This is a genomic window from Pseudomonas sp. AF03-9 (genome assembly GCF_020515815.1).
Lineage (GTDB): Bacteria > Pseudomonadota > Gammaproteobacteria > Pseudomonadales > Pseudomonadaceae > Aquipseudomonas.
Window position 1 is genome coordinate 24,022 of record NZ_JAHPJF010000033.1, and the last position, 21,106, is coordinate 45,127.

General features: G+C 60.9%; 18 protein-coding genes. 14 read left to right on the forward strand and 4 right to left on the reverse strand.

The genetic code is table 11. The features are described from left to right. Positions 1-22: 22 nt before the first annotated feature. The 10 genes from rlmN (at position 23) to LIY36_RS26675 (ending at position 10,868) form a co-directional block, all read left to right on the forward strand. Positions 23-1,171, forward strand: a complete 1,149-nt coding sequence (rlmN, locus tag LIY36_RS26630; RefSeq protein WP_192299566.1) for a 23S rRNA (adenine(2503)-C(2))-methyltransferase RlmN — start codon at positions 23-25, stop codon at positions 1,169-1,171. Between the two features lie 12 nt (positions 1,172-1,183). Next, positions 1,184-1,942, forward strand: a complete 759-nt coding sequence (pilW, locus tag LIY36_RS26635) for a type IV pilus biogenesis/stability protein PilW (RefSeq protein ID WP_226457741.1) — start codon at positions 1,184-1,186, stop codon at positions 1,940-1,942. Further along, entirely contained in the window at positions 1,942-2,949 is a 1,008-nt protein-coding gene (locus tag LIY36_RS26640) for a RodZ domain-containing protein (RefSeq protein WP_226457742.1), read from the forward strand. The genes pilW and LIY36_RS26640 overlap by 1 nt, the downstream gene beginning before the upstream one ends. 2 nt (positions 2,950-2,951) lie before the next feature. Then, entirely contained in the window at positions 2,952-4,061 is a 1,110-nt protein-coding gene (gene ispG, locus LIY36_RS26645) for a flavodoxin-dependent (E)-4-hydroxy-3-methylbut-2-enyl-diphosphate synthase (protein WP_003175952.1), read from the forward strand. A gap of 23 nt (positions 4,062-4,084) precedes the next feature. After that, on the forward strand, positions 4,085-5,374 hold the full coding sequence (gene hisS / locus LIY36_RS26650; RefSeq protein WP_192299562.1) for a histidine--tRNA ligase: 1,290 nt from the start codon (positions 4,085-4,087) through the stop codon (positions 5,372-5,374). 41 nt (positions 5,375-5,415) lie between these two features. Further along, entirely contained in the window at positions 5,416-6,057 is a 642-nt protein-coding gene (locus LIY36_RS26655) for a YfgM family protein (protein ID WP_192299561.1), read from the forward strand. Next, positions 6,050-7,201: an outer membrane protein assembly factor BamB gene (gene bamB, locus LIY36_RS26660; RefSeq protein ID WP_192299560.1), complete on the forward strand. Its 1,152-nt coding sequence runs from the start codon at positions 6,050-6,052 to the stop codon at positions 7,199-7,201. Before LIY36_RS26655 ends, bamB begins: the two co-directional genes overlap by 8 nt. A 134-nt stretch (positions 7,202-7,335) precedes the next feature. Next, positions 7,336-8,805: a ribosome biogenesis GTPase Der gene (gene der / locus LIY36_RS26665; RefSeq protein ID WP_016977675.1), complete on the forward strand. Its 1,470-nt coding sequence runs from the start codon at positions 7,336-7,338 to the stop codon at positions 8,803-8,805. Between the two features lie 135 nt (positions 8,806-8,940). Continuing rightward, entirely contained in the window at positions 8,941-10,089 is a 1,149-nt protein-coding gene (locus LIY36_RS26670; protein ID WP_226457743.1) for a pyridoxal phosphate-dependent aminotransferase, read from the forward strand. After that, on the forward strand, positions 10,077-10,868 hold the full coding sequence (locus tag LIY36_RS26675) for an amidohydrolase (protein WP_192299558.1): 792 nt from the start codon (positions 10,077-10,079) through the stop codon (positions 10,866-10,868). The genes LIY36_RS26670 and LIY36_RS26675 overlap by 13 nt, the downstream gene beginning before the upstream one ends. A gap of 176 nt (positions 10,869-11,044) precedes the next feature. Here LIY36_RS26675 and leuA read toward each other — a convergent pair whose 3' ends face one another. The 4 genes from leuA to LIY36_RS26695 form a co-directional block, all read right to left on the reverse strand. Further along, positions 11,045-12,724: a 2-isopropylmalate synthase gene (gene leuA, locus LIY36_RS26680; RefSeq protein ID WP_226457744.1), complete on the reverse strand. Its 1,680-nt coding sequence runs from the start codon at positions 12,722-12,724 to the stop codon at positions 11,045-11,047. Between the two features lie 321 nt (positions 12,725-13,045). Continuing rightward, positions 13,046-13,867: a peptidoglycan DD-metalloendopeptidase family protein gene (locus LIY36_RS26685; protein ID WP_226457745.1), complete on the reverse strand. Its 822-nt coding sequence runs from the start codon at positions 13,865-13,867 to the stop codon at positions 13,046-13,048. Between the two features lie 3 nt (positions 13,868-13,870). Beyond that, the gene (xseA, locus tag LIY36_RS26690) at positions 13,871-15,250 is read right to left on the reverse strand and encodes an exodeoxyribonuclease VII large subunit (RefSeq protein WP_192299555.1); all 1,380 of its coding nucleotides are present in this window, start codon (positions 15,248-15,250) and stop codon (positions 13,871-13,873) included. Between the two features lie 30 nt (positions 15,251-15,280). Beyond that, complete coding sequence (locus LIY36_RS26695) at positions 15,281-16,171, reverse strand: LysR family transcriptional regulator (RefSeq protein WP_192299554.1); 891 nt, start codon at positions 16,169-16,171, stop codon at positions 15,281-15,283. A gap of 99 nt (positions 16,172-16,270) precedes the next feature. On the opposite strand from LIY36_RS26695, the gene LIY36_RS26700 reads away from it, so the two are divergent. The 4 genes from LIY36_RS26700 to guaA all read left to right on the forward strand — a co-directional run bounded on the left by LIY36_RS26700 (position 16,271) and on the right by guaA (position 20,995). Then, the gene (locus tag LIY36_RS26700) at positions 16,271-17,038 is read left to right on the forward strand and encodes a sulfite exporter TauE/SafE family protein (protein ID WP_192299553.1); all 768 of its coding nucleotides are present in this window, start codon (positions 16,271-16,273) and stop codon (positions 17,036-17,038) included. Positions 17,039-17,199: 161 nt separating this feature from the next. Next, positions 17,200-17,748, forward strand: a complete 549-nt coding sequence (locus tag LIY36_RS26705; protein ID WP_192299552.1) for a sugar ABC transporter ATPase — start codon at positions 17,200-17,202, stop codon at positions 17,746-17,748. Between the two features lie 104 nt (positions 17,749-17,852). Further along, positions 17,853-19,322, forward strand: coding sequence for an IMP dehydrogenase (guaB, locus tag LIY36_RS26710; protein WP_226457746.1), 1,470 nt, complete (start codon positions 17,853-17,855; stop codon positions 19,320-19,322). Positions 19,323-19,417: 95 nt separating this feature from the next. Beyond that, positions 19,418-20,995, forward strand: a complete 1,578-nt coding sequence (gene guaA, locus LIY36_RS26715) for a glutamine-hydrolyzing GMP synthase (RefSeq protein ID WP_016977685.1) — start codon at positions 19,418-19,420, stop codon at positions 20,993-20,995. Positions 20,996-21,106: the final 111 nt, after the last annotated feature.

Consider the following 21,106-nt stretch of genomic DNA (forward strand, 5'->3'; position numbering starts at 1 on the left):
GCTTAAGAGTGAAGGTGAATCCATGACTACATCGACTGTTAAAACCAACCTGCTGGGTCTGACCCAGCCGGAAATGGAGAAATTCTTCGACTCAATCGGGGAGAAGCGTTTCCGTGCCGGTCAGGTAATGAAATGGATTCACCACTTTGGCGTCGATGATTTCGACGCCATGACGAACGTCAGCAAGGCCCTGCGCGACAAGCTCAAGGCTATTGCCGAGGTGCGTGGTCCCGAAGTGGTCAGCGAGGACATCTCCAGCGACGGCACCCGTAAGTGGGTGGTGCGCGTGGCGTCCGGCAGTTGCGTCGAGACCGTATACATTCCCCAGGGCAAACGTGGCACCTTGTGCGTTTCGTCCCAGGCAGGCTGTGCCCTGGATTGCAGTTTCTGCTCCACCGGCAAGCAAGGCTTCAATAGCAACCTCACCGCCGCCGAAGTCATCGGCCAGGTGTGGATTGCCAACAAATCCTTTGGCAGCGTCCCGGCGACCGTCGACCGTGCCATCACCAACGTGGTGATGATGGGCATGGGTGAGCCGCTGCTGAACTTCGACAACGTCATCTCCGCCATGCACCTGATGATGGACGACCTGGGCTACGGCATCTCCAAGCGCCGCGTGACCCTGTCGACCTCCGGCGTGGTTCCGATGATCGACGAGCTGGCCAAGCACATCGACGTCTCCCTGGCGTTGTCGCTGCACGCACCCAATGACGCATTGCGTAACCAATTGGTGCCGATCAACAAGAAGTATCCGCTTAAGATGCTGCTCGAATCCTGCCAGCGTTACATGGCGACCTTGGGTGAGAAACGCGTGTTGACCGTTGAGTACACCCTGCTCAAGGACATCAACGACAAGGTCGAACACGCCGTCGAGATGATCGAGTTGCTCAAGAACACCCCGTGCAAGATCAACCTGATCCCGTTCAACCCGTTTCCCCATTCTGGCTACGAGCGGCCGAGCAACAACGCGATCCGCCGTTTCCAGGATCAACTGCACCAGGCTGGCTACAACGTCACCGTCCGCACCACCCGCGGTGAAGACATCGACGCCGCCTGTGGCCAACTGGTCGGGCAGGTGATGGACCGCACCCGCCGCAGTGAACGTTATATCGCCGGGCGCGAAGTGAATGCCGCCGACGATTTGCCGCTCATTGCCGTGAATCGAATCTGAGAGAGGATCTCTATGCCCTTGCGCCTTGCGCTGCTTTTGCTTGTTACCGGCCTTGTGGCCGGTTGTGTTTCATCGGGCTATGAGAGCCCTTTGCAAACCGGCAAAGGCCGTGATGAGGCGCGGGTTGCCTATGTGCAACTGGGGTTGGGTTATCTGCAACAGGGTTTGAGCGAACAGGCCAAGGTGCCGCTGAAGAAGGCGCTTGAACTGGACAGCGACGATGCGGACGCCAATGCCGCGCTGGCCCTGGTGTTCCAGGCCCAGGCCGAGCCGGAACTGGCCGGCCAGTATTTCAACAAGGCCCTGGCCGCCCGTCCTGCCGACCCACGGCTGCTGAACAACTACGGCAGTTTCCTGTTCGAGCAGAAACGTTATGACCAGGCCGCCCTTTATTTCCAGCAAGCCAGCGCCGATACCCTCTATCCTGAGCGTTCCCGTGTCTTCGAGAACCTCGCAGTGACCTCGCTGCGCCTAGGCCAGCGCGACAGCGCTCGCCAGCAACTGGAAAAAGCCCTGCACTTGAATGGGCGTCAGCCGCGGGCCTTGCTCGAAATGGCTGAGTTGTCCTACGAAGACAGGCATTATGTGCCGGCACGTGACTATTACGAGCGTTTTAGCCTGCTCAGCGGGCAAAATGCACGTAGTCTATTGCTCGGTGTGCGGCTGGCGACGGTTCATGAAGAACACGACACGGCCGCACGTTTTGGCCAGCAACTCGAACGACTCTATCCCGGTACGCCGGAATATCAGCAATACCTGTCGGAGCAATGATGAAAGCGGCGCACCCGGAAGTTGTAGCAGCTAATCGCGTAAACCCAGGCGACACCTTGCGTCAGGCCCGCGAAAGCAATGGTTGGTCGCTGGCGGAAGTGGCCCTCAAGCTCAATTTGACCACCACATCCCTGGCCAACCTGGAAGCCGGCGCGTTCGACAAGTTGCCGGGGCATACCTTCGCCCGTGGCTACATCCGCGCCTACGCCAAATTGCTCGGCATCGACCAGGCCATACTGGTCCAGGAGTTCGACCAATTCACCGGTACGGATTCCCAGGGCAGCAATGTCCACGGCTTGGGCCGTATCGAGGAGCCGGTGCGGGTTTCCCACACGATTCTGCGCATTGTCAGCCTGTTGCTGCTGATCGCCGTGATCGGCGGTGGTTTTGTCTGGTGGCAAGACCAGACCTCCCAGCGCACCAAAGACATGACCAGCAACGCCATGGAGCACGTCGAGGTCGAAAGCGCCGACGGCACCACCCAGATTCATCCACTGGATGAGCCGGAAGACCAGGCTGTTGCCGAAGGCCAGGCTGCCCCCGAAGCGCCGGTTGCCACCGAGCAACCCGCGCCGGAAACCGCGCCAGCCGCGACCGCCGCTGCACCGACTCCCGCGACGCCGACTGCACCGGCTCACGCCCAGGCCACCCCAGCCGCTCCGGTTGCGCAGGCGCATACGCCAGCCGCACCGGCACAAGCGCCTGCTCCAGCCACGCCTGCCGCCCCTGCGATTTCCGCGCCGACCACCCCAGCGTTGATCGCCGGTGATGGCCGCGTACAGGTCACTTTCATCGCCGACTGCTGGACGCAAGTCACCGATGGCAATGGCAAGGTGCTGTTTAGCGGTCTGAAGCGTAAGGGAGAGACGCTCGACCAGGCCGGCAAGCCTCCTTTGACGCTGCGTCTGGGCTTTGCCCGTGGCGCGCAAGTGGCCTACAACGGCCAGCCTGTGGACGTGGCGCCGTTCACCAGTGGCGAGACCGCTCGCCTCAAGTTGGGACAATAGTCATGCACGGCGAATCTCCAATCAAACGTCGCGTATCGCGCAAGATCTGGGTTGGCTCGGTGCCTGTGGGTGGCGATGCCCCCATCGCGGTCCAGAGCATGACCAATAGCGACACCAATGACGTGGCCGCCACCGTTGCCCAGATCAATCGTCTGGAAGCGGCTGGTGTCGACATCGTGCGCGTCTCCGTACCGGACATGGACGCCGCCGAAGCCTTCGGTCGCATCAAACAGTTGGTCAAGGTGCCACTGGTTGCCGACATTCACTTCGACTACAAGATCGCCTTGCGCGTAGCCGAACTGGGTGTGGACTGCCTGCGGATCAACCCGGGCAACATCGGTCGCGAAGACCGTGTGCGTGCCGTGGTGGATGCTGCCCGTGATCGCGGTATTCCAATCCGCATCGGCGTCAACGCCGGTTCCCTGGAAAAAGACCTGCAAAAGAAATACGGCGAGCCTACGCCGGCAGCACTGGTTGAGTCGGCGCTGCGTCACGTTGAGCACCTCGAACGCCTGAATTTCCAGGACTTCAAGGTCAGCGTAAAGGCCTCCGACGTATTCATGGCGGTCGAAGCCTACCGCCTGCTGGCCAAGGAAATCGTGCAGCCGTTGCACCTGGGTATCACTGAAGCGGGCGGTTTGCGCTCAGGCACAGTGAAATCTGCGGTGGGTCTCGGTATGCTGCTCGCCGAAGGGATTGGCGATACCATCCGCATCTCCCTGGCGGCAGACCCTGTTGAGGAAGTGAAAGTCGGTTACGACATTCTCAAATCCCTGCGTTTGCGCTCCCGTGGCATCAATTTCATTGCCTGCCCGAGCTGCTCGCGGCAGAACTTCGACGTGGTGAAAACCATGAACGATCTGGAATTGCGCCTTGAAGACCTGTTGGTGCCACTGGATGTAGCGGTGATCGGTTGTGTGGTCAACGGTCCGGGCGAAGCCAAGGAAGCCCATGTGGGCTTGACCGGCGGTACACCGAACCTGATTTACATCGACGGCAAGCCGTCGCAGAAATTGACGAATGACAATCTGGTGGACGAGCTTGAAAAGCTGATCCGCGAGAAAGCGGCCGAAAAGGTCGCAGCTGACGCAGCGCTGATCGCGCGCGGCTGATTGAACGAATTTAAGGATTTGATGTGAGCAAGTCTCTGCAAGCCATTCGCGGCATGAACGACATCCTGCCGGAGCAGACGCCGTTGTGGCGCTACTTCGAAAGCACCGTCGCGCGCCTGCTGGATAACTACGGTTACAAGCAGATCCGCATGCCGATCGTCGAATTCACCGAGCTGTTCAAGCGCTCCATCGGTGAAGTGACCGACATCGTCGAAAAAGAAATGTACACCTTTGAAGACCGCAACGGCGACTCCCTGACCCTGCGTCCGGAAGGTACCGCCGCGTGCGTGCGCGCCGTGCTGGAGCATGGCCTCACCGGTGCCGGCCAGCCGCAGAAGTTGTGGTACATCGGCCCGATGTTCCGCCACGAACGGCCACAGAAAGGCCGTTATCGCCAGTTCCACCAGATCGGCCTGGAAGTATTCAACATCGACGGCCCGGACATCGACGCCGAGCTGATCGTGCTGACCTGGCGCCTGTGGGGCCTGCTGGGCATCCGCGACGCGGTCAAGCTTGAACTCAACAGCCTGGGCACCAGCGAATCCCGCGGCCGCTATAAAGTGGCCCTGGTCGAGTACTTGTCCGCTCACCTGGACAAGTTGGACGAAGACAGCCAGCGCCGTCTGAAAACCAACCCGCTGCGCGTGCTCGATACCAAGAACGCCGACACCCAAGCCGTACTGGTCAACGCGCCGAAAATGGCCGATTACCTGGACGACGAGTCGCGCATTCACTTCGAGGGCCTCAAGGCTCGCCTGGATGCTGCCGGTATCCCGTTCGTGATCAACACCAAGCTGGTGCGCGGCCTCGATTACTACAGCAAGACCGTGTTCGAGTGGGTCACCGACAAACTCGGCGCCCAGGGCACCGTGTGTGCCGGTGGGCGCTACGATGGCCTGGTCGAGCAGATGGGCGGCAAGCCGACCACTGGCGTGGGCTTCGCCATGGGCATTGAGCGCTTGATCCTGCTGCTGGAAACCCTGGAAAAGGTCCCGGAAGAAATCTCCCGTCAGGTGGATGTGTACCTCTGCGCCTTTGGCGAGGCCGCCGAACTGGCCGCCCTGGCCTTGAGCGAGAAGGTGCGTGACCAACTGCCGAACCTTCGCCTGCAGGTCAATGCCGGCGCCGGCAGCTTCAAGAGCCAGTTCAAGAAGGCCGACAAGAGCGGCGCGCTGTATGCGCTGATCCTTGGCGATGACGAACTGGCCCAGCAAGTGATAGGTTTCAAACCCCTGCGTGGCCAGGGCGAGCAACAGAACATTGCCTTTGATGCGCTCGCTGCGCACTTGGCCACCTGCGTCGTGCAGGGTTGAAGCTGTCGAACAGCCGAATTTAGCGATTAAGGAGTATTGGGGTGTCGAGTACTGATGATGAGCAACTGGCCGAGTTCAAGGACTGGTGGCAGCGTAACGGCAAGCCCCTGGTTACTGGCGGCCTGCTGGCTTTAGTGGTGGTGTTCGGCTGGCAAGCCTGGCACAAGTATCAGGCCAACCAGTCCCAAGGCGCCTCGGTCCTCTACCAGCAGTTGCTGGAAACCACGCTGACTCCGGATGGCAAGCCTGACCCGGCACAGGTTGCAGACCTGGCCGGCAAGCTGAAAAACGAATTTGGCGGTAGCACCTACGCCCAGTACGGCAGCCTGTTCGTCGCGAAAGTCGCGGTCGACACCGGCAAGCTGGATGACGCCGCCTCCGAGCTGAAGGCCATCGCCGACAAGCCGAAGAACCCGACCTTGGGTGAAATCGCACGTCAGCGCCTGGCTCAGGTACTGGCAGCACAGAACAAGGCCGACGAAGCACTCAAACTGCTCGACGGCGATGCTGACAAGGCATTTGTAGCCACTCGCGAAGAGCTCAAGGGCGACCTTCTGGTCCAATTGGGTCGTACCGACGAAGCCAATGCTGCGTACAAAAAAGCCAAGGCGGCGCTGTCTGATGAAGCGGCGGTCGGTGGCTTACAAATCAAGCTCGACGACTTGGCCAAAGGGGATGCGTGACGTGATCCGTTGGAAACATGCAGCATTGCTGGCTCTGGCCGTTCTGGCCGCGGGTTGCAGCAGCAACAGCAAGAAAGAACTGCCTCCTGCGGAGCTGACCAGCTTCAAGGAAGAAGTGGTCCTGCAGAAGCAGTGGAGCCGCTCCATCGGTGATGGTCAGGGCGAGACCTACAACATGTTGGTGCCGGCGATCGACGGTGACAACATTGTGGCCGCCGACGTAACCGGCGTGGTGATCTCCATGGATCGCCTCAACGGCGACGTGAAATGGAAGAAAGACCTCGAACTGCCTGTCTCCGGCGCCGTCGGCGTAGGTTACGGCATGGTGATGCTCGGCACGCTGAAAGGCGAAGTCGTAGCCCTGGATTCCAGCACCGGTGAAGAGAAATGGCGCGCTCGCGTGACCAGTGAAGTTCTCGCACCGCCTGCCACCAACGGTGACATCGTCGTGGTGCAAACCCAGGACGATCGTGTGATTGGCCTCGACGCCAGCACCGGCCAGCAACGCTGGTTGTACGACAGCACCCCGGCGGTACTGACCTTGCGCGGCACCAGTGGTCCGGTTGTGACCAATAATCTGGCCGTTGCAGGCCTGTCGACCGGTAAAGTAGTCGCCCTGGACACCCAGAACGGCGTACCGGCCTGGGAAACCCGTGTGGCTATCCCACAAGGTCGTTCCGAGCTGGATCGCGTTGTGGACATCGACGGTGGCTTGCTGCTGTCGGGCGAAACCCTCTACGTCGCCACTTACCAGGGCCGTGTCGCGGCACTGGACCTGCAGAGCGGTCGTGTGAACTGGCAGCGTGATGCTTCCAGCTACGCCGGTGTCGCCCAAGGGTTTGGCAGCGTCTACGTAAGCCTGGCGTCCGGCACCGTTGAAAGTGTCGACGAGCGTTCCACCACTGCACTGTGGAGCAACGACTCCCTGGCCCGCCGTCAACTGTCGGCACCGGAAGTGTTCTCCAGCTACGTAGCGGTTGGCGACTTCGAAGGCTACCTGCACCTGCTGAGCCAGGTGGATGGTCGCTTCGTAGGTCGCGAGCGTATCGACAGCGACGGCCTGCGTGCGCGTCCGCTGGTCGTGGGTAACATGCTTTATGTGTTTGGCAACAGCGGCAAGCTGGAAGCCCTGACCATCAAGTAAGAACTATGCTTGGGGTAACACCCAGGCGGCCCCGCTTCGGCGGGGCATGCGGCATTTGATTATGCTGCCCCGAGCACCAGCCGCTGCCATGCAGCGGCTTTTGTATTTTCTGAAATAACGAAGTGGAGAGCCGCATGGTTCCCGTAATCGCCCTGGTGGGCCGACCTAACGTCGGCAAGTCCACCTTGTTCAACCGCCTGACCAGGACTCGCGACGCCATCGTCGGCGACTTGTCCGGTCTGACCCGTGATCGCCAATACGGTGAGGCAAAGTGGCAAGGGCGCTCCTACATTATTGTCGACACCGGTGGTATCTCCGGTGACGAGCACGGCATGGACGAAAAAATGGCCGAGCAGTCGCTGCTCGCCATTGAAGAAGCCGACGTCGTGCTGTTCCTGGTGGACGCCCGTGCGGGCTACACCGCTGCCGACCAAATGATTGGCGAGCACCTGCGCAAGCGCAACAAGCGTTCCTATCTGGTCGCGAACAAGATCGACAACATCGATCCTGAAGCTGCCCGTGCCGAATTCAGCCCGATGGGCCTGGGCGATGCGATCCCGGTCGCCGGTGCCCACGGTCGCGGCATCACCCAGATGCTGGAAATTGCCCTGCGCGATTTCCCCAAGGATGACGTCGAGGAAGAAGAGGGCGAAGAGGAAATCGTCGCCGAAGGTGAGGAAGCCAAGCGCATTCCTGGCCCGAGCGAAAAAGACGGTATCAAGATCGCTATCATCGGTCGTCCCAACGTCGGCAAGTCGACCCTGGTCAACCGCATGCTCGGTGAAGACCGCGTCATCGTCTACGACCAGCCCGGCACCACCCGCGACAGCATCTACATCCCGTTCGAACGCAACGAGGAAAAGTACACGCTGATCGACACCGCCGGTGTGCGCAAACGCGGCAAGATCCACGAGGAAGTTGAAAAGTTCTCGGTGGTCAAAACCCTGCAAGCGATCAAAGACGCCAACGTGGTGATCTTTGTGATGGACGCCCGTGAAGGCGTGGTGGACCACGACCTCAACCTGCTGGGCTTTGCCCTCGAGGCCGGTCGGGCACTGGTGATCGCGATCAACAAGTGGGACGGCATGACGCCGAGCGAGCGCGATTTCGTCAAGATCGAGCTGCAACGTCGGCTGTTCTTCGTCGAGTTCGCCGACATTCACTTCATCTCGGCATTGCACGGCACTGGCGTGGGCAACCTCTACGCGTCCGTGCAGAACTCGTTCAAGTCTGCCGTGACCCGTTGGCCGACCAACCGCCTGACCCAGATCCTGGAAGATGCGGTTGGCGAGCATGCGCCGCCGATGGTCAACAACCGCCGGATCAAACTGCGTTACGCCCACTTGGGTGGTGCCAACCCGCCGATTATCGTGATCCACGGTAACCAGATCGAGAAGGTGCCGAAGTCCTATGTGCGTTACCTGGAAAACACCTACCGCCGTGTCTTGAAACTGGTCGGTACACCGATCCGTATCGAGTTCAAGGGTGGCGAGAACCCGTACGAAGGCAACAAGAACACACTGACTGACCGTCAGGTGAACAAGAAGCGTCGTTTGATGACTCACCACAAGAAGGCCGACAAGAAGCGCCGTGACAAGAAGTAACGGCAGCTTCAAGTTGTAAGCGTCAAGCCTCAAGAAAGGGCTCCTTTGGAGCCCTTTTTTGTGCGCGAGGGTTTGTGCCTTGACCCCGTGCGATTGGCAGCTTAAAACTTGGGGCTCACCTGCAGGGGCTTTTTGATGATCACCAGCAAGCTGCCGAATGTCGGCACGACCATTTTCACCACCATGTCGCAACTCGCAGCCGAGACCGGCGCGCTCAACCTGTCCCAAGGGTTCCCCGACTTCAATGGCCCCCAAGGTTTGCTTGATGCCGTGGGCAAGCACGTCGCCAGCGGGCATAACCAGTACTCGCCGATGACCGGCTTGCCGGCCCTGCGTCAGCAAGTGGCGGCGAAGATCGCCCGCAGCTACGGCGCCAAGGTCGATGCCGACAGTGAAGTGACCGTGACCCCGGGCGCCACCGCCGCAATCTTCTGCGCGATCCAGGCAGTGATCCGAAATGGTGATGAAGTCATCGTGTTCGATCCCAGCTACGACAGCTACGAGCCGTCAGTCGAGCTGGCCGGTGGGCGCTGCGTACATGTGCAGTTGAGCCTGGATGGCTTTGCGCTGGACTTCGACAAGATCCGCGCCGCGCTGTCGCCCCGTACGCGCATGATCATCCTCAACTCTCCGCACAACCCCACCGGTGCCTTGATCAGCCGTGCCGAGCTGGATCAGTTGGCCGATCTGATCCGTGACCGGGATATTTACCTGGTCAGCGACGAGGTCTATGAACACCTGGTGTACGACGGTGTGCCCCACGTGAGCGTACTGGCCCACGAAGAGCTGTATCAGCGCGCCTTCGTGGTCAGTTCCTTCGGCAAGACCTATCACGTCACCGGCTGGAAAACCGGCTACGTGGTCGCGCCAGCGGCCCTCACCGCTGAGCTGCGCAAGGTGCACCAGTACGTCAACTTCTGTGGCGTGACACCACTGCAGTTCGCCCTGGCCGACTTCATGGCCGAGCACCTGGAACACGTCGAGGAACTGCCAGCGTTCTACCAGGCCAAACGCGACCTGTTTTGCGACTTACTGGCGCCGTCGCGCTTCAGCTTCAGTCGAGTGGCCGGCACCTACTTCCAACTGGTGGATTACTCACAGATCCGTCCGGAGCTGGATGACGTCACCATGTCGCTGTGGATGACTCGAGAACACGGCGTGGCGACGATTCCCGTCTCGGTGTTCTACCAGAACCCACCCCAAGGCCAGCGCCTGGTGCGCCTGTGCTTTGCCAAACGCGAGGAGACGCTGCGCCAAGCAGCCGAGAAGCTATGCGTGATCTGAGTGCACTGCCGGACCTGAACATCGCCCTGGTCCAGACCACCCTGGCCTGGCACGACCGCCAGGCCAACCTTGAACACTTCGAGGCACTGCTGGAGCAGGCCAGGGGCGCCGACCTGATCGTGTTGCCGGAAATGTTCACCACCGGGTTTTCCATGGCGTCCGACACCCTCGCCGAACCGGAGAACGGTCCGACCCATCGCTGGCTCCAGGCCCAGGCCGCGAAGTACGACGCGGTGATCACCGGCAGCGTGATCATCCAGGCCGCCGATGGCAGCCACCGCAACCGCCTGCTGTGGGCGCGACCCGATGGCGAGGTGCTGCACTACGACAAGCGCCACCTGTTCCGCATGGCCGGTGAGCACAATCACTACACCCCCGGCGAGCGTCAGGTGCAGTTCGAGTTGAAGGGCTGGCGCATTCGCCCGCTGATTTGCTACGACCTGCGCTTCCCGGTGTGGAGCCGTGATGCCCAGGACACCGACCTGTTGCTCTACACCGCCAACTGGCCCGGTGCGCGGCGTTTGCATTGGAACCGCCTGCTGCCGGCGCGGGCCATCGAGAACCTGTGCTACGTGGCGGCGGTGAATCGGGTGGGTACGGACGGCAAGGGTTTTGTCTACACCGGTGACAGCCAGGTGCTGGATTTCCAGGGTGAGACCCTGCTCAGTGCGGGGGAGGCGGATGGGGTGTTCCAGGTGTGCCTGAATGCGGCGGAGTTGGCGGCGTATCGCACCCGATTCCCGGCGAATCTGGATGCCGATACCTTTCAGTTTGTCTGATAGGCCGCCTTCGCGAGCAAGCCCGCTCCCACATTCGACCGCGTTTATCCTGTAGGAATGCGGTCGAATGTGGGAGCGGGCTTGCTCGCGAAGAGGCCATCAGCGCCACCCAAGACCCAAAGCAAAAAAAGGCCCCTGGATTCACACCCAGGGGCCTTTCGCATTTCAGCAGCCGCTTACGCCGCTTTCGCTTCCAACTGGCTCAACGAGCGGTTCAGCGCGCTGAACACCGCCTTGAAGCTGGCAGTGGTGATGTTTTCATCAATGCCCACGCCATGTACCGGCCGCTCACCGTTCACACGCAGTTCAATGTAGGCCGCAGCCTTGGCATTGGTGCCGGCGCCGATTGCGTGTTCGTTGTAGTCCATGATCTCCACCTTGATCGGCAGGGCGGCAACCAGCGCTTCCAGCGTGCCGTAGCCCTTGCCGTGCCAGCGCAGGTTGGTTTCGCCCTGGCCTTTGCCCGAGACTTCCACTTCCACCGAGCTGTTGCCGTTCTCTTCCTGCAAGCGATGGCTGACCAGCGCATACGGGGTGTTGGCTTGCAGGTATTCACGCTGCAGCAAACTGTGGATCTGCTGCGCGGTCATCTCCAGACCCAGGCGATCGGTTTCACCCTGTACTACTTGGCTGAACTCGATCTGCATGCGGCGCGGCAAGCTGATGCCATATTCCTGCTCCAGCAGGTAGGCGATGCCGCCCTTGCCCGACTGGCTGTTCACGCGGATCACGGCCTCGTAGCTGCGACCAATGTCGGCCGGGTCGATCGGCAAGTAGGGCACTTCCCACAGGGCGTCGTCTTTCTGCTGGGCGAAGCCCTTGCGGATGGCATCCTGGTGGGAGCCGGAGAAGGCGGTGTGGACCAGGTCGCCGACGTACGGGTGGCGTGGGTGCACCTGGATCTGGTTGCACTCTTCGACGACTTTGCGCACGCCGTCGATGTCGGAGAAGTCCAGCTGCGGGTCGAGGCCCTGGGTGTACATGTTCAGGGCCACGGTGACGAGGTCGACGTTACCGGTACGCTCGCCGTTGCCGAACAGGCAGCCTTCGACGCGGTCGGCACCGGCCATCAGGCCCAGTTCGGTGGCGGCCACACCAGTGCCACGGTCGTTGTGGGTGTGCAGGCTGATGATCACGCTGTCACGACGGTTGATATGACGACCGAACCACTCGATCTGGTCGGCATAGATGTTCGGCGTGGCGCATTCCACGGTAGCCGGCAGGTTGAGGATCATCTTGTGCTCGGGCGTCGGGTTCCACACCTCGATCACCGCGTCACAGACTTCCTTGGCGAACTCCAGTTCGGTCGCGCTGAAGGTCTCCGGGGAGTACTCGAAAGTCCACTGGGTTTCCGGCTGCTGGGCGGCGTATTTGACGAACAGCTTGGCCGCGTTGACCGCGATGGCCTTGATGCCGTCCTTGTCCTGATTGAACACGATGCGGCGGAACGATGGCGAGGTCGCATTGTACAAGTGCACGATGGCTTTCTTGGCGCCGCGCAGGGATTCGAAGGTGCGCGCGATCAAGTCTTCACGACCCTGGGTCAGCACCTGAATGGTGGTGTCCTCGGGGATGTGGCCGTCTTCGATCAGGGTGCGCACGAAGTCGAAGTCGGTTTGCGAGGCGGCCGGGAACGACGCTTCGATTTCCTTCACGCCCACCGATACCAGGGTCTTCCAGAAACGCAGCTTCTTCGCGGCGTCCATCGGCTCGATCAGCGACTGGTTGCCATCACGCAGGTCGGAGCTGCACCAGATCGGCGCGGTGGTGATGGTTTTCGAAGGCCAGGTGCGGTCCGGGATGTCGATGGTCGGAAACGCGCGGTACTTCGAAGACGGGTCTTTGAGCATGCTCATCGGGAAATCCTTTGTTTAGGGGCCGAGAAAAGGCGGCCTGCCGTGTAACTGTTATTGGGGATAAAGCGGGGACGAGGCAGATCGATTCAGCCTGGCAGTCGTGCGCTGACGAGGCACAGGCTGCGGTGCTGGCGGAGCTGAATGAGGGTGTGAGAGGTTTTCATAAGCTCAACCCTAACCGCCGGGGTGAAAGATGGCAAGCAGTCGAGAAAAATTGAGAGAAGTTCTGCTATTGGCTCGAAAAACAGGATTTTATGCCTGAAAGCTGTGAGGGCTCTTACTTTAATTGCGCGCCATTTGGCTGGCGCGCAATCGAGTCGGTCAGGGCTGGAACGCGCCGATAAAGATCGCCGGGTCGACCCGCGCATCGTTCAGGCTGACATTCCAATGCATATGCGGTCCGGTCGCGCGGCCGGTCGAACCGACCTTGCCTACCACCGCGCCGCGGGTGAGTTGATCGCCGACTTTCACGTCGATCTTCGACATGTGGCAGAACATGCTGATAAAGCCCTGGCCATGGTCGACGAACACGGTGTTGCCGTTGAAGAAGTAGTTGCCCACCAGGATCACCTTGCCGTTCGCTGGAGTCTTGATCGGCGTACCGGCCGGTACTGCGAAATCCAGGCCCGAATGCGGGTTGCGCTCCTCGCCGTTGAAGAAGCGACGCACGCCGAACTTGCTCGACAGCGGTCCGTTCACTGGTTTGTCCAGTATCAGGTTGCTGGGCAGGTTCGGGCTGAAGCTGCGGTAGGCTTTGATCTGCACCGCCAGCTCGGCCTCGATGCGCTTGAGCTGCGCCGGGTCCGGGTTCACCTGGCTCTTGTTCTTCAAGGTGATGCGCTGTTCCGGGTACTTCTTGTAGCCGACGATAAATGGCAGGTTGCGTCCACCGCTACTGATGCGTTCATTGCCCGGCTTGACCGTCAGCGGGATGCCGACGATTGCCAGCCAGTTGTCCTGCTCCCTGACCACCAACACCGGCTTGCCCAGGTAAGTGGCTTTCGGCGCCGCCGCCGATGGGCCCAACTCGACCACGGCCACACCGCCCGGCACCGGCTTGTTCAACGTGCGGGTGATGTAGCTGTCGGCGTGGGCGTTGACGGCGAGGCACAACAACATCAACAGGCTGAATAAACGTGGCATCGATCAATCCAATAACGAAAGGGTGACGGGTGTCAGGTGATTGTCTTCCACCCGCACTTGCAGTTGGCCTTCACCGAGGCGTGCGGTCAGGCGCTGGCCGGTGTGGGTTTGTGCGGCGTTGCGAATCGCCTGGCCGCGCTCATCCAGCAGGATGCTGTAGCCACGCCCGAGGGTCGCCAGCGGGCTGACCACCTGCAACGTCTGCACCTGGCTTTGCAGTTGCAGGCGGCGCGCCTTGAGGCCTTCGCGCATGGCGCGGGGCAGGCGCTCGGCGAGGCTGTCGAGGCGCTGGCGCAGCAGGGCCAGTTGACGGCCGGGGTGTTGGCCGGCGAGGCGGGTTTCCAGGCGGATCAGGCGTTCGCGACGGGTGTTGAGGTTGCGTTCGAAGGCGCGGCGCAGGCGCATGTCCAGGTCATCCAGGCGCTGGGCTTGCTGGCGCAGGCGCTCCCCGGGGTGACGCAGGCGTCGGGCCATGCCCTCCAGGCGCAGGCGGTCGTGAGTCAGGCGGTTGCGCATCAGCATCACCAGGCGGCGATGCAGGCTGTCAACCTGGCGCACCAGGTTGCTGGAATCGGGGGCCAGTAACTCGGCGGCGGCGGATGGGGTAGGGGCGCGCACGTCCGCGACGAAATCGCTGATGGAAACATCGGTTTCATGGCCGATGGCGCTGACGATAGGTGTTACGCAGGCATCTACTGCACGGGCGACCGCTTCTTCGTTGAAGCACCACAGGTCTTCCAGCGAGCCGCCGCCACGGGCCAGGATCAACGCGTCAAAGCCACGGGCGTCGGCCATTTTCAGTGCGCGCACAATCTGCGGGATCGCTTCGCGGCCTTGCACGGCGGTGGGGATCAATGTCAGTTGCACCTGCGGCGCACGGCGGCGGAACACGCTGATGATGTCGCGGATCACCGCGCCGGTGGGCGAGCTGATAATGCCGATCTTCTGCGGGTGGGCCGGCAGCGGCACCTTGCGCTCGGCACTGAACAGGCCTTCGGCGCTGAGCTTTTCCTTCAGCGCGTCGAAGGCCAGGCGCAGCGCGCCATCACCGGCAGGCTCTACGGTGTCGAGGATCAGTTGGTAATCGCCGCGGCCTTCAAACAACGACACCTTGCCGCGTACCTTCACCGCCAGGCCGTCCTTCAACGCCTGGCGCACCCGCGCCGCATTGTTGCGGAACAACGCGCAACGCACCTGGGCGCCGCTGTCCTTGAGGGTGAAATACACGTGGCCGGAAGCCGGGCGCGCGAGGTTGGAGATCTCGCCTTCGACCCAGATATTGGTGAACACGTCTTCCAGCAACACCCGCGCACGGCCGTTGAGCTGGCTGACAGTCAGGACTTCGCGGTCCAGGCCCAGGCGGGCAAACGGGTCTTTAATCATGAGCAGAGGTCTTTAATCATGGGCGGCAGTTTATAGGCATTCACGCAGGGTTTGACAGAATTGCTCCACCAGCGCGCTCGGCGTCTGCGCGCAGGCCAGGGCCACGGTGCTCAGGCAGTCCGGGTCGGCCAGCGGTAGAAACCGCACATTGGCGGGGGCGATGTCCTGCATGGATTTTGGTAACAAGGCAATACCGAAGCCGGCCTGGATCAACTGCAACTGGGTGGTCTTGCGCGACATGACCCGTGCCGCCTTGGGGAAAAATCCTGCACGCATGCACAGCTCGGCGGATAGATAACTCAGCCCCCCACGCTGGGGATGGGGGATCGAGATAAACGCTTCGTCCTTGAGTTGTTCCAGTTCAATCGGCGCATTGCTGCGTGCCAACCCATGGTTCGGCGGCACCGCGAGCAACAGTTGTTCACTATATAAAGGTGTCACGCGCACGCCTTCGCGCTGGCGCAATACCGGCAAACGCAACACGCCCACCTCCAGGCGGCCGTCGGCGATTTCCTCCAATTGCGCCTCCGAGGACAGTTTGACGATGTCCATCGACACGCCCGGGCAGCGTTCCAGCCACGTACTGATGCCATGCAGCAACGCGCCACTCATCGGCACGGTACTGGAATGGCTCAAGCGCAGCGTGCCGCGTTGGCCGTTGCCGATTTGCGTGGTCATCTCGCAGGCCTTGAGCAGCTCACTCAGCAGGTTGCGCGCCCGTGGGTAGAAGGCTTCACCCGCCGCCGTCAGTCGGGGCTGGCGCGCAGTGCGTTCGAACAAGGGGGTTTGCAGTCTGGTTTCCAGCTCCTTGATCTGCCGGCTCAATGCGGATTGGGCGACAAACAAGCGCTCGGCGGCGGCGCTGAAGCTGCCACTGTCGGCGATTTCGACGAAGTAGCGCAGTTGGCGGGTGGAGATCACGCGTCATGCCTTTTCGAGATGGGTGGAGGGCTTTGAAGATATTAGTCGCAACCCTCGTCGATGGCTAAAGTGAAGGCTATCTCTTTCAAGGAATAACCCATGAGCCCGGTTGAGCTGATGAGCCAGTGGTCGTTTGGCGCTGTGGATTGGTTGGTGATCGGCCTGGGCGTGGCGGTGGCCTACATCGTGTTTGGTATCGCCGGTTTTGGTACGGCGCTGGTGGCGGGGCCGATCCTGATCCTGTTTATGCCGCTGTCCAAGATCATCCCGCTGCTGGTGCTGCTGGATTTTGTCGCGGCGTTCGGCAATCTGCTGCAATCACGGCGCGACGTGAACAAGCCGGAGTTGCTGCGCTTGCTGCCGTGCATGGCAATCGGTTGCACCCTTGGCGTGGTTTTTTTGCTCAACCTGCACTCGGATGTGTTGCTGCTGTTGATGGGCCTGTTTATCAGTGCATATGCGATCTACAGCCTGGCCGTAAAAGCCCGGCCGGCGCAATTGGCGGCGGGTTGGTCGATCCCGATGGGCACCGTGGGCGGCTTGTTTGGGGCGTTGTTTGGCAGCGGCGGTTTTTTATACGCGATCTATCTGAACAGCCGCTTGCCCAAGGACGCGGCGCGCGCCACCCAGAGTGCGTTGATCAGTTGCAGCACGGTGGTGCGCTTGAGCCTGTTCCTGATTGCCGGGGTGTATGCGGATTTGCCGCTGTTGATGTTGGCGCTGTGCCTGTTGCCGGCGATGGTGCTGGGACTTTGGTTTGGGCGCAGGCTGACGATGCGCCTGTCCCGTGAAACCTTTGTGCGATTGGTGACCTGGCTGGTGCTGGCCAGCGGTATTGCATTGATCGGGCGGTACTTGAGCGCTTGACCTGATTTCTTCAGGGATTAAGCTGCCAGCCTTCAGGGCCTCTTCGCGGGCAAGCCCGCTCCCACATTCGAGCGCATTTCTTCTGTTGGAATGCGGCCACCTGTGGGAGCGGGCTTGCCCGCGAAGGCGCCAGACGGCACACCGCAGGACTCTCAGGCCCCATGAACTCCCAAAGCATCCTTGTCCCGAAAATCTCCACCTTGCCCGTCCACGAACCCCGCGCCCGGGCGATTGTGCGTTGGCTGGTGCGCAAGAACATCATCAAGGAAGAACTCACCACCTGCGGGCGTACTGGCAACCGCATGGCCTACGCCATGGCCGATGGTGCGCGCGCCGTGGTGCTGTACCCCGAGGCGCTGCCGTTCAACGAGCCGATCAACGGCCTGGAGATCATCTACAAGCGCTGTATCTATACGCCGGCCAAGGGCTTCCTCGAAGAAGCGGGCTGCCCGGAATGCCGCAAGGAAGTCGGCGAGGCGCTGTTCGAAAGCCTGGAAGACTGGATGCCGGGCCACACCGACAACTTCACCTGTCCGCTGTGTGGGCATGAAGACGACATCAATGGCTTCCTCTTCCTACAGGAGTGCGGATTTTCCAACCTGGGATTCATCTTCAACAACTGGGCGGAGGCGGGGTTCAAGCAGAGCTTTATCGACGAATTTGCCGATTGGCTGGACCAGAAGATGAGTTGGGTCAAAGTCGAACTTTAATCCATCTATCAGTATTACCAAGTTTGTCAGAGTTTTACATTGAGCCCAGTGGGGTGCATGAGTATAATGGCGCGCTTCCATTTTCCCGCTCGGGAGCCCCCGCGATGCTGCGTATCAGCCAAGAAGCTCTGACATTCGACGACATTCTTTTAGTGCCCGGTTATTCCGAGGTGCTTCCTAACGAAGTCAGTCTCAAGACCCGCCTAACCCGTGGCATCGAGCTGAATATTCCACTGGTTTCCGCTGCCATGGACACCGTCACTGAAGCCCGTTTGGCAATCGCCATGGCTCAGGAAGGCGGCATCGGCATCATCCACAAGAACATGACCATCGAGCAGCAAGCTGCCGAAGTGCGCAAGGTCAAGCGTTACGAAGCCGGCGTGGTGAAAGATCCGATCACCATCGAAGCCGACGCCACCGTGCGCGACCTGTTCGACCTGACCCGCCTGCACAACATCTCCGGTGTTCCGGTGCTGCATGATGGCGACCTGGTCGGCATCGTCACTTCCCGTGACGTGCGTTTCGAAAACCGTCTTGAAGTCACCGTCCGTGAAGTGATGACGCCTAAAGAGCGCCTGGTCACGGTCATGGAAGGCGCCGACAAGAACGATGTGCGCGAACTGCTGCACAAGCACCGCATCGAGCGCGTGCTGATCGTCGACGAAAAATTTGCCCTCAAAGGCATGATGACCGTCAACGACATCGAAAAAGCCAAGGCTTACCCGCTGGCCAGCAAGGATGACCAAGGTCGTCTGCGCGTTGGCGCTGCCGTCGGCACCGGTAAAGACACCGGCGACCGCGTCGCCGCGCTGGTGGCTGCTGGCGTTGACGTGGTAGTGGTCGACACTGCCCACGGTCACTCCAAAGGCGTGATCGACCGCGTGCGTTGGGTCAAGCAGAACTTCCCTGAAGTGCAAGTGATCGGCGGCAACATTGCCACCGGCGCTGCCGCCAAGGCCCTGGCCGAAGCGGGCGCGGATGCGGTCAAGGTCGGTATCGGCCCTGGCTCGATCTGCACCACCCGTATCGTTGCCGGTGTGGGTGTGCCGCAAATCAGCGCCATCGCCAACGTTGCTGCTGCCCTTGAAGGCACTGGCGTTCCGTTGATCGCCGACGGCGGCATCCGTTTCTCCGGTGACCTGTCCAAGGCCATCGTTGCCGGTGCTTCCTGCGTGATGATGGGCTCGATGTTCGCCGGTACCGAAGAAGCGCCAGGCGAGATCGAACTGTTCCAGGGTCGTTCGTACAAGGCTTACCGCGGCATGGGTTCGCTGGGCGCCATGTCCCAGGCACAAGGCTCTTCCGACCGTTACTTCCAGGACTCCTCGGCAGGCGCCGAGAAGCTCGTTCCGGAAGGCATCGAAGGCCGTGTACCTTACAAAGGCACCCTGAGCGCGATCATCCACCAACTGATGGGCGGCCTGCGCTCCTCGATGGGCTACACCGGTAGCGCCAACATCGAAGAAATGCGCACCAAGCCAGAGTTCGTACGGATTACCGGCGCCGGCATGGCTGAATCCCATGTCCACGACGTGCAGATCACCAAGGAAGCGCCAAACTACCGCGTAGGTTGATGCTTTCTGCAAAACGTTAAGTAACCGGGGCTGTTTTCAGCCCCGAGTTGTTTCTGATTCTCTTCACCTGAATTGCATAGACGAGACTGATCCCCATGGCCCTCGACATTCACGCCCACCGCATCCTGATCCTCGACTTCGGTTCCCAGTACACCCAACTGATTGCCCGCCGCGTGCGTGAGATCGGCGTGTACTGCGAACTGCATCCGTTCGACATGGACGACGAAGCGATCCGCGAATTCGCACCGAAAGGCGTCATCCTCGCCGGTGGCCCCGAGTCCGTGCACGAAGCCAACAGCCCGCGCTGCCCGCAAGCCGTATTCGACCTGGGCGTGCCTGTCTTCGGTATCTGCTACGGCATGCAGACCATGGCCGAGCAACTGGGCGGCAAGGTTGAGGGTTCCGAACTGCGTGAATTCGGCTACGCCCGTGTCGACGTGGTCGGCAAGAGCCGCCTGCTGGACGGCATCGAAGACCACGTTGACGCCGACGGCCTGTTCGGCCTCGACGTGTGGATGAGCCACGGTGACAAGGTCACCAAGATGCCGGAAGACTTCCACATCCTGGCCAGCACCCCGAGCTGCCCGATCGCCGGCATGTTCAGCGACGAGCGTCGTTACTACGGCGTGCAGTTCCACCCGGAAGTGACCCACACCAAGCAAGGCGGCCGCATCCTGTCGCGCTTCATCCTCGACATCTGCGAGTGTGAAGCCCTGTGGACCCCGTCGAAAATCGCTGAAGATGCCATCGCCCAGGTTCGCGCCCAGGTCGGCACCGACAACGTACTGCTGGGCCTGTCCGGCGGCGTTGACTCCTCCGTGGTAGCAGCCCTGCTGCACAAAGCCATTGGCGACCAACTGACCTGCGTCTTCGTCGACAACGGCCTGCTGCGCCTGCACGAGGGTGAGCAAGTGATGGCCATGTTCGCCGAGAACATGGGCGTCAAGGTGATCCGCGCCAACGCTGAAGATCAGTTCCTCAACAACCTGGCCGGCGAGTCCGACCCGGAGAAGAAGCGCAAGATCATCGGTCGTACCTTCATCGACGTGTTCGATGCCCAGTCCAACAAACTGGACAACATCAAGTACCTCGCCCAGGGCACCATCTACCCTGACGTGATCGAGTCGGCCGGCGCCAAGAGCGGCAAGGCCCACGTGATCAAGTCCCACCACAACGTGGGTGGCCTGCCTGAGGAGATGAACCTCAAGCTGGTAGAACCGCTGCGCGAACTGTTCAAGGACGAAGTGCGCCGTCTGGGCCTGGAACTGGGCCTGCCGTACGACATGGTCTACCGCCACCCATTCCCGGGCCCGGGCCTGGGCGTGCGTATCCTCGGTGAAGTGAAGAAGGAATACGCCGACCTGCTGCGTCGCGCCGACCACATCTTCATCGAAGAACTGCGCAAGGCCGACTGGTACCACAAGGTCAGCCAGGCGTTCGTGGTGTTCCAGCCGGTGAAATCCGTTGGCGTTGTAGGCGATGGCCGTCGTTACGCGTGGGTCGTGGCCCTGCGTGCCGTAGAAACCATCGACTTCATGACCGCCCGTTGGGCACACCTGCCATACGAACTGCTGGAAACTGTCAGCGGCCGTATCATCAATGAGATCGAAGGCATTTCGCGCGTTACTTATGACGTGTCGAGCAAGCCGCCGGCGACGATTGAGTGGGAATGATCCTGCGCTAGCAGGTGAATGCTGAATGACAAAACCCCGGCCTAGTGCCGGGGTTTTGTATTTTGGAATAAGGTAAATCAAATACAACTGATCTAATTGTGGGAGCTGGCT

What these genes read in the sequence shown, in the direction of transcription:
- rlmN (WP_192299566.1), top strand. Translation starts at nt 23, where the DNA reads ATGACTACATCGACTGTTAAAACCAACCTGCTGGGTCTGACCCAGCCG.
- pilW (WP_226457741.1), top strand. Translation starts at nt 1,184, where the DNA reads ATGCCCTTGCGCCTTGCGCTGCTTTTGCTTGTTACCGGCCTTGTGGCC.
- LIY36_RS26640 (WP_226457742.1), top strand. Translation starts at nt 1,942, where the DNA reads ATGAAAGCGGCGCACCCGGAAGTTGTAGCAGCTAATCGCGTAAACCCA.
- ispG (WP_003175952.1), top strand. Translation starts at nt 2,952, where the DNA reads ATGCACGGCGAATCTCCAATCAAACGTCGCGTATCGCGCAAGATCTGG.
- bamB (WP_192299560.1), top strand. Translation starts at nt 6,050, where the DNA reads ATGCGTGACGTGATCCGTTGGAAACATGCAGCATTGCTGGCTCTGGCC.
- der (WP_016977675.1), top strand. Translation starts at nt 7,336, where the DNA reads ATGGTTCCCGTAATCGCCCTGGTGGGCCGACCTAACGTCGGCAAGTCC.
- LIY36_RS26670 (WP_226457743.1), top strand. Translation starts at nt 8,941, where the DNA reads ATGATCACCAGCAAGCTGCCGAATGTCGGCACGACCATTTTCACCACC.
- LIY36_RS26675 (WP_192299558.1), top strand. Translation starts at nt 10,077, where the DNA reads ATGCGTGATCTGAGTGCACTGCCGGACCTGAACATCGCCCTGGTCCAG.
- leuA (WP_226457744.1), bottom strand. Translation starts at nt 12,724, where the DNA reads ATGAGCATGCTCAAAGACCCGTCTTCGAAGTACCGCGCGTTTCCGACC.
- LIY36_RS26685 (WP_226457745.1), bottom strand. Translation starts at nt 13,867, where the DNA reads ATGCCACGTTTATTCAGCCTGTTGATGTTGTTGTGCCTCGCCGTCAAC.
- xseA (WP_192299555.1), bottom strand. Translation starts at nt 15,250, where the DNA reads ATGATTAAAGACCCGTTTGCCCGCCTGGGCCTGGACCGCGAAGTCCTG.
- LIY36_RS26700 (WP_192299553.1), top strand. Translation starts at nt 16,271, where the DNA reads ATGAGCCCGGTTGAGCTGATGAGCCAGTGGTCGTTTGGCGCTGTGGAT.
- LIY36_RS26705 (WP_192299552.1), top strand. Translation starts at nt 17,200, where the DNA reads ATGAACTCCCAAAGCATCCTTGTCCCGAAAATCTCCACCTTGCCCGTC.
- guaB (WP_226457746.1), top strand. Translation starts at nt 17,853, where the DNA reads ATGCTGCGTATCAGCCAAGAAGCTCTGACATTCGACGACATTCTTTTA.
- guaA (WP_016977685.1), top strand. Translation starts at nt 19,418, where the DNA reads ATGGCCCTCGACATTCACGCCCACCGCATCCTGATCCTCGACTTCGGT.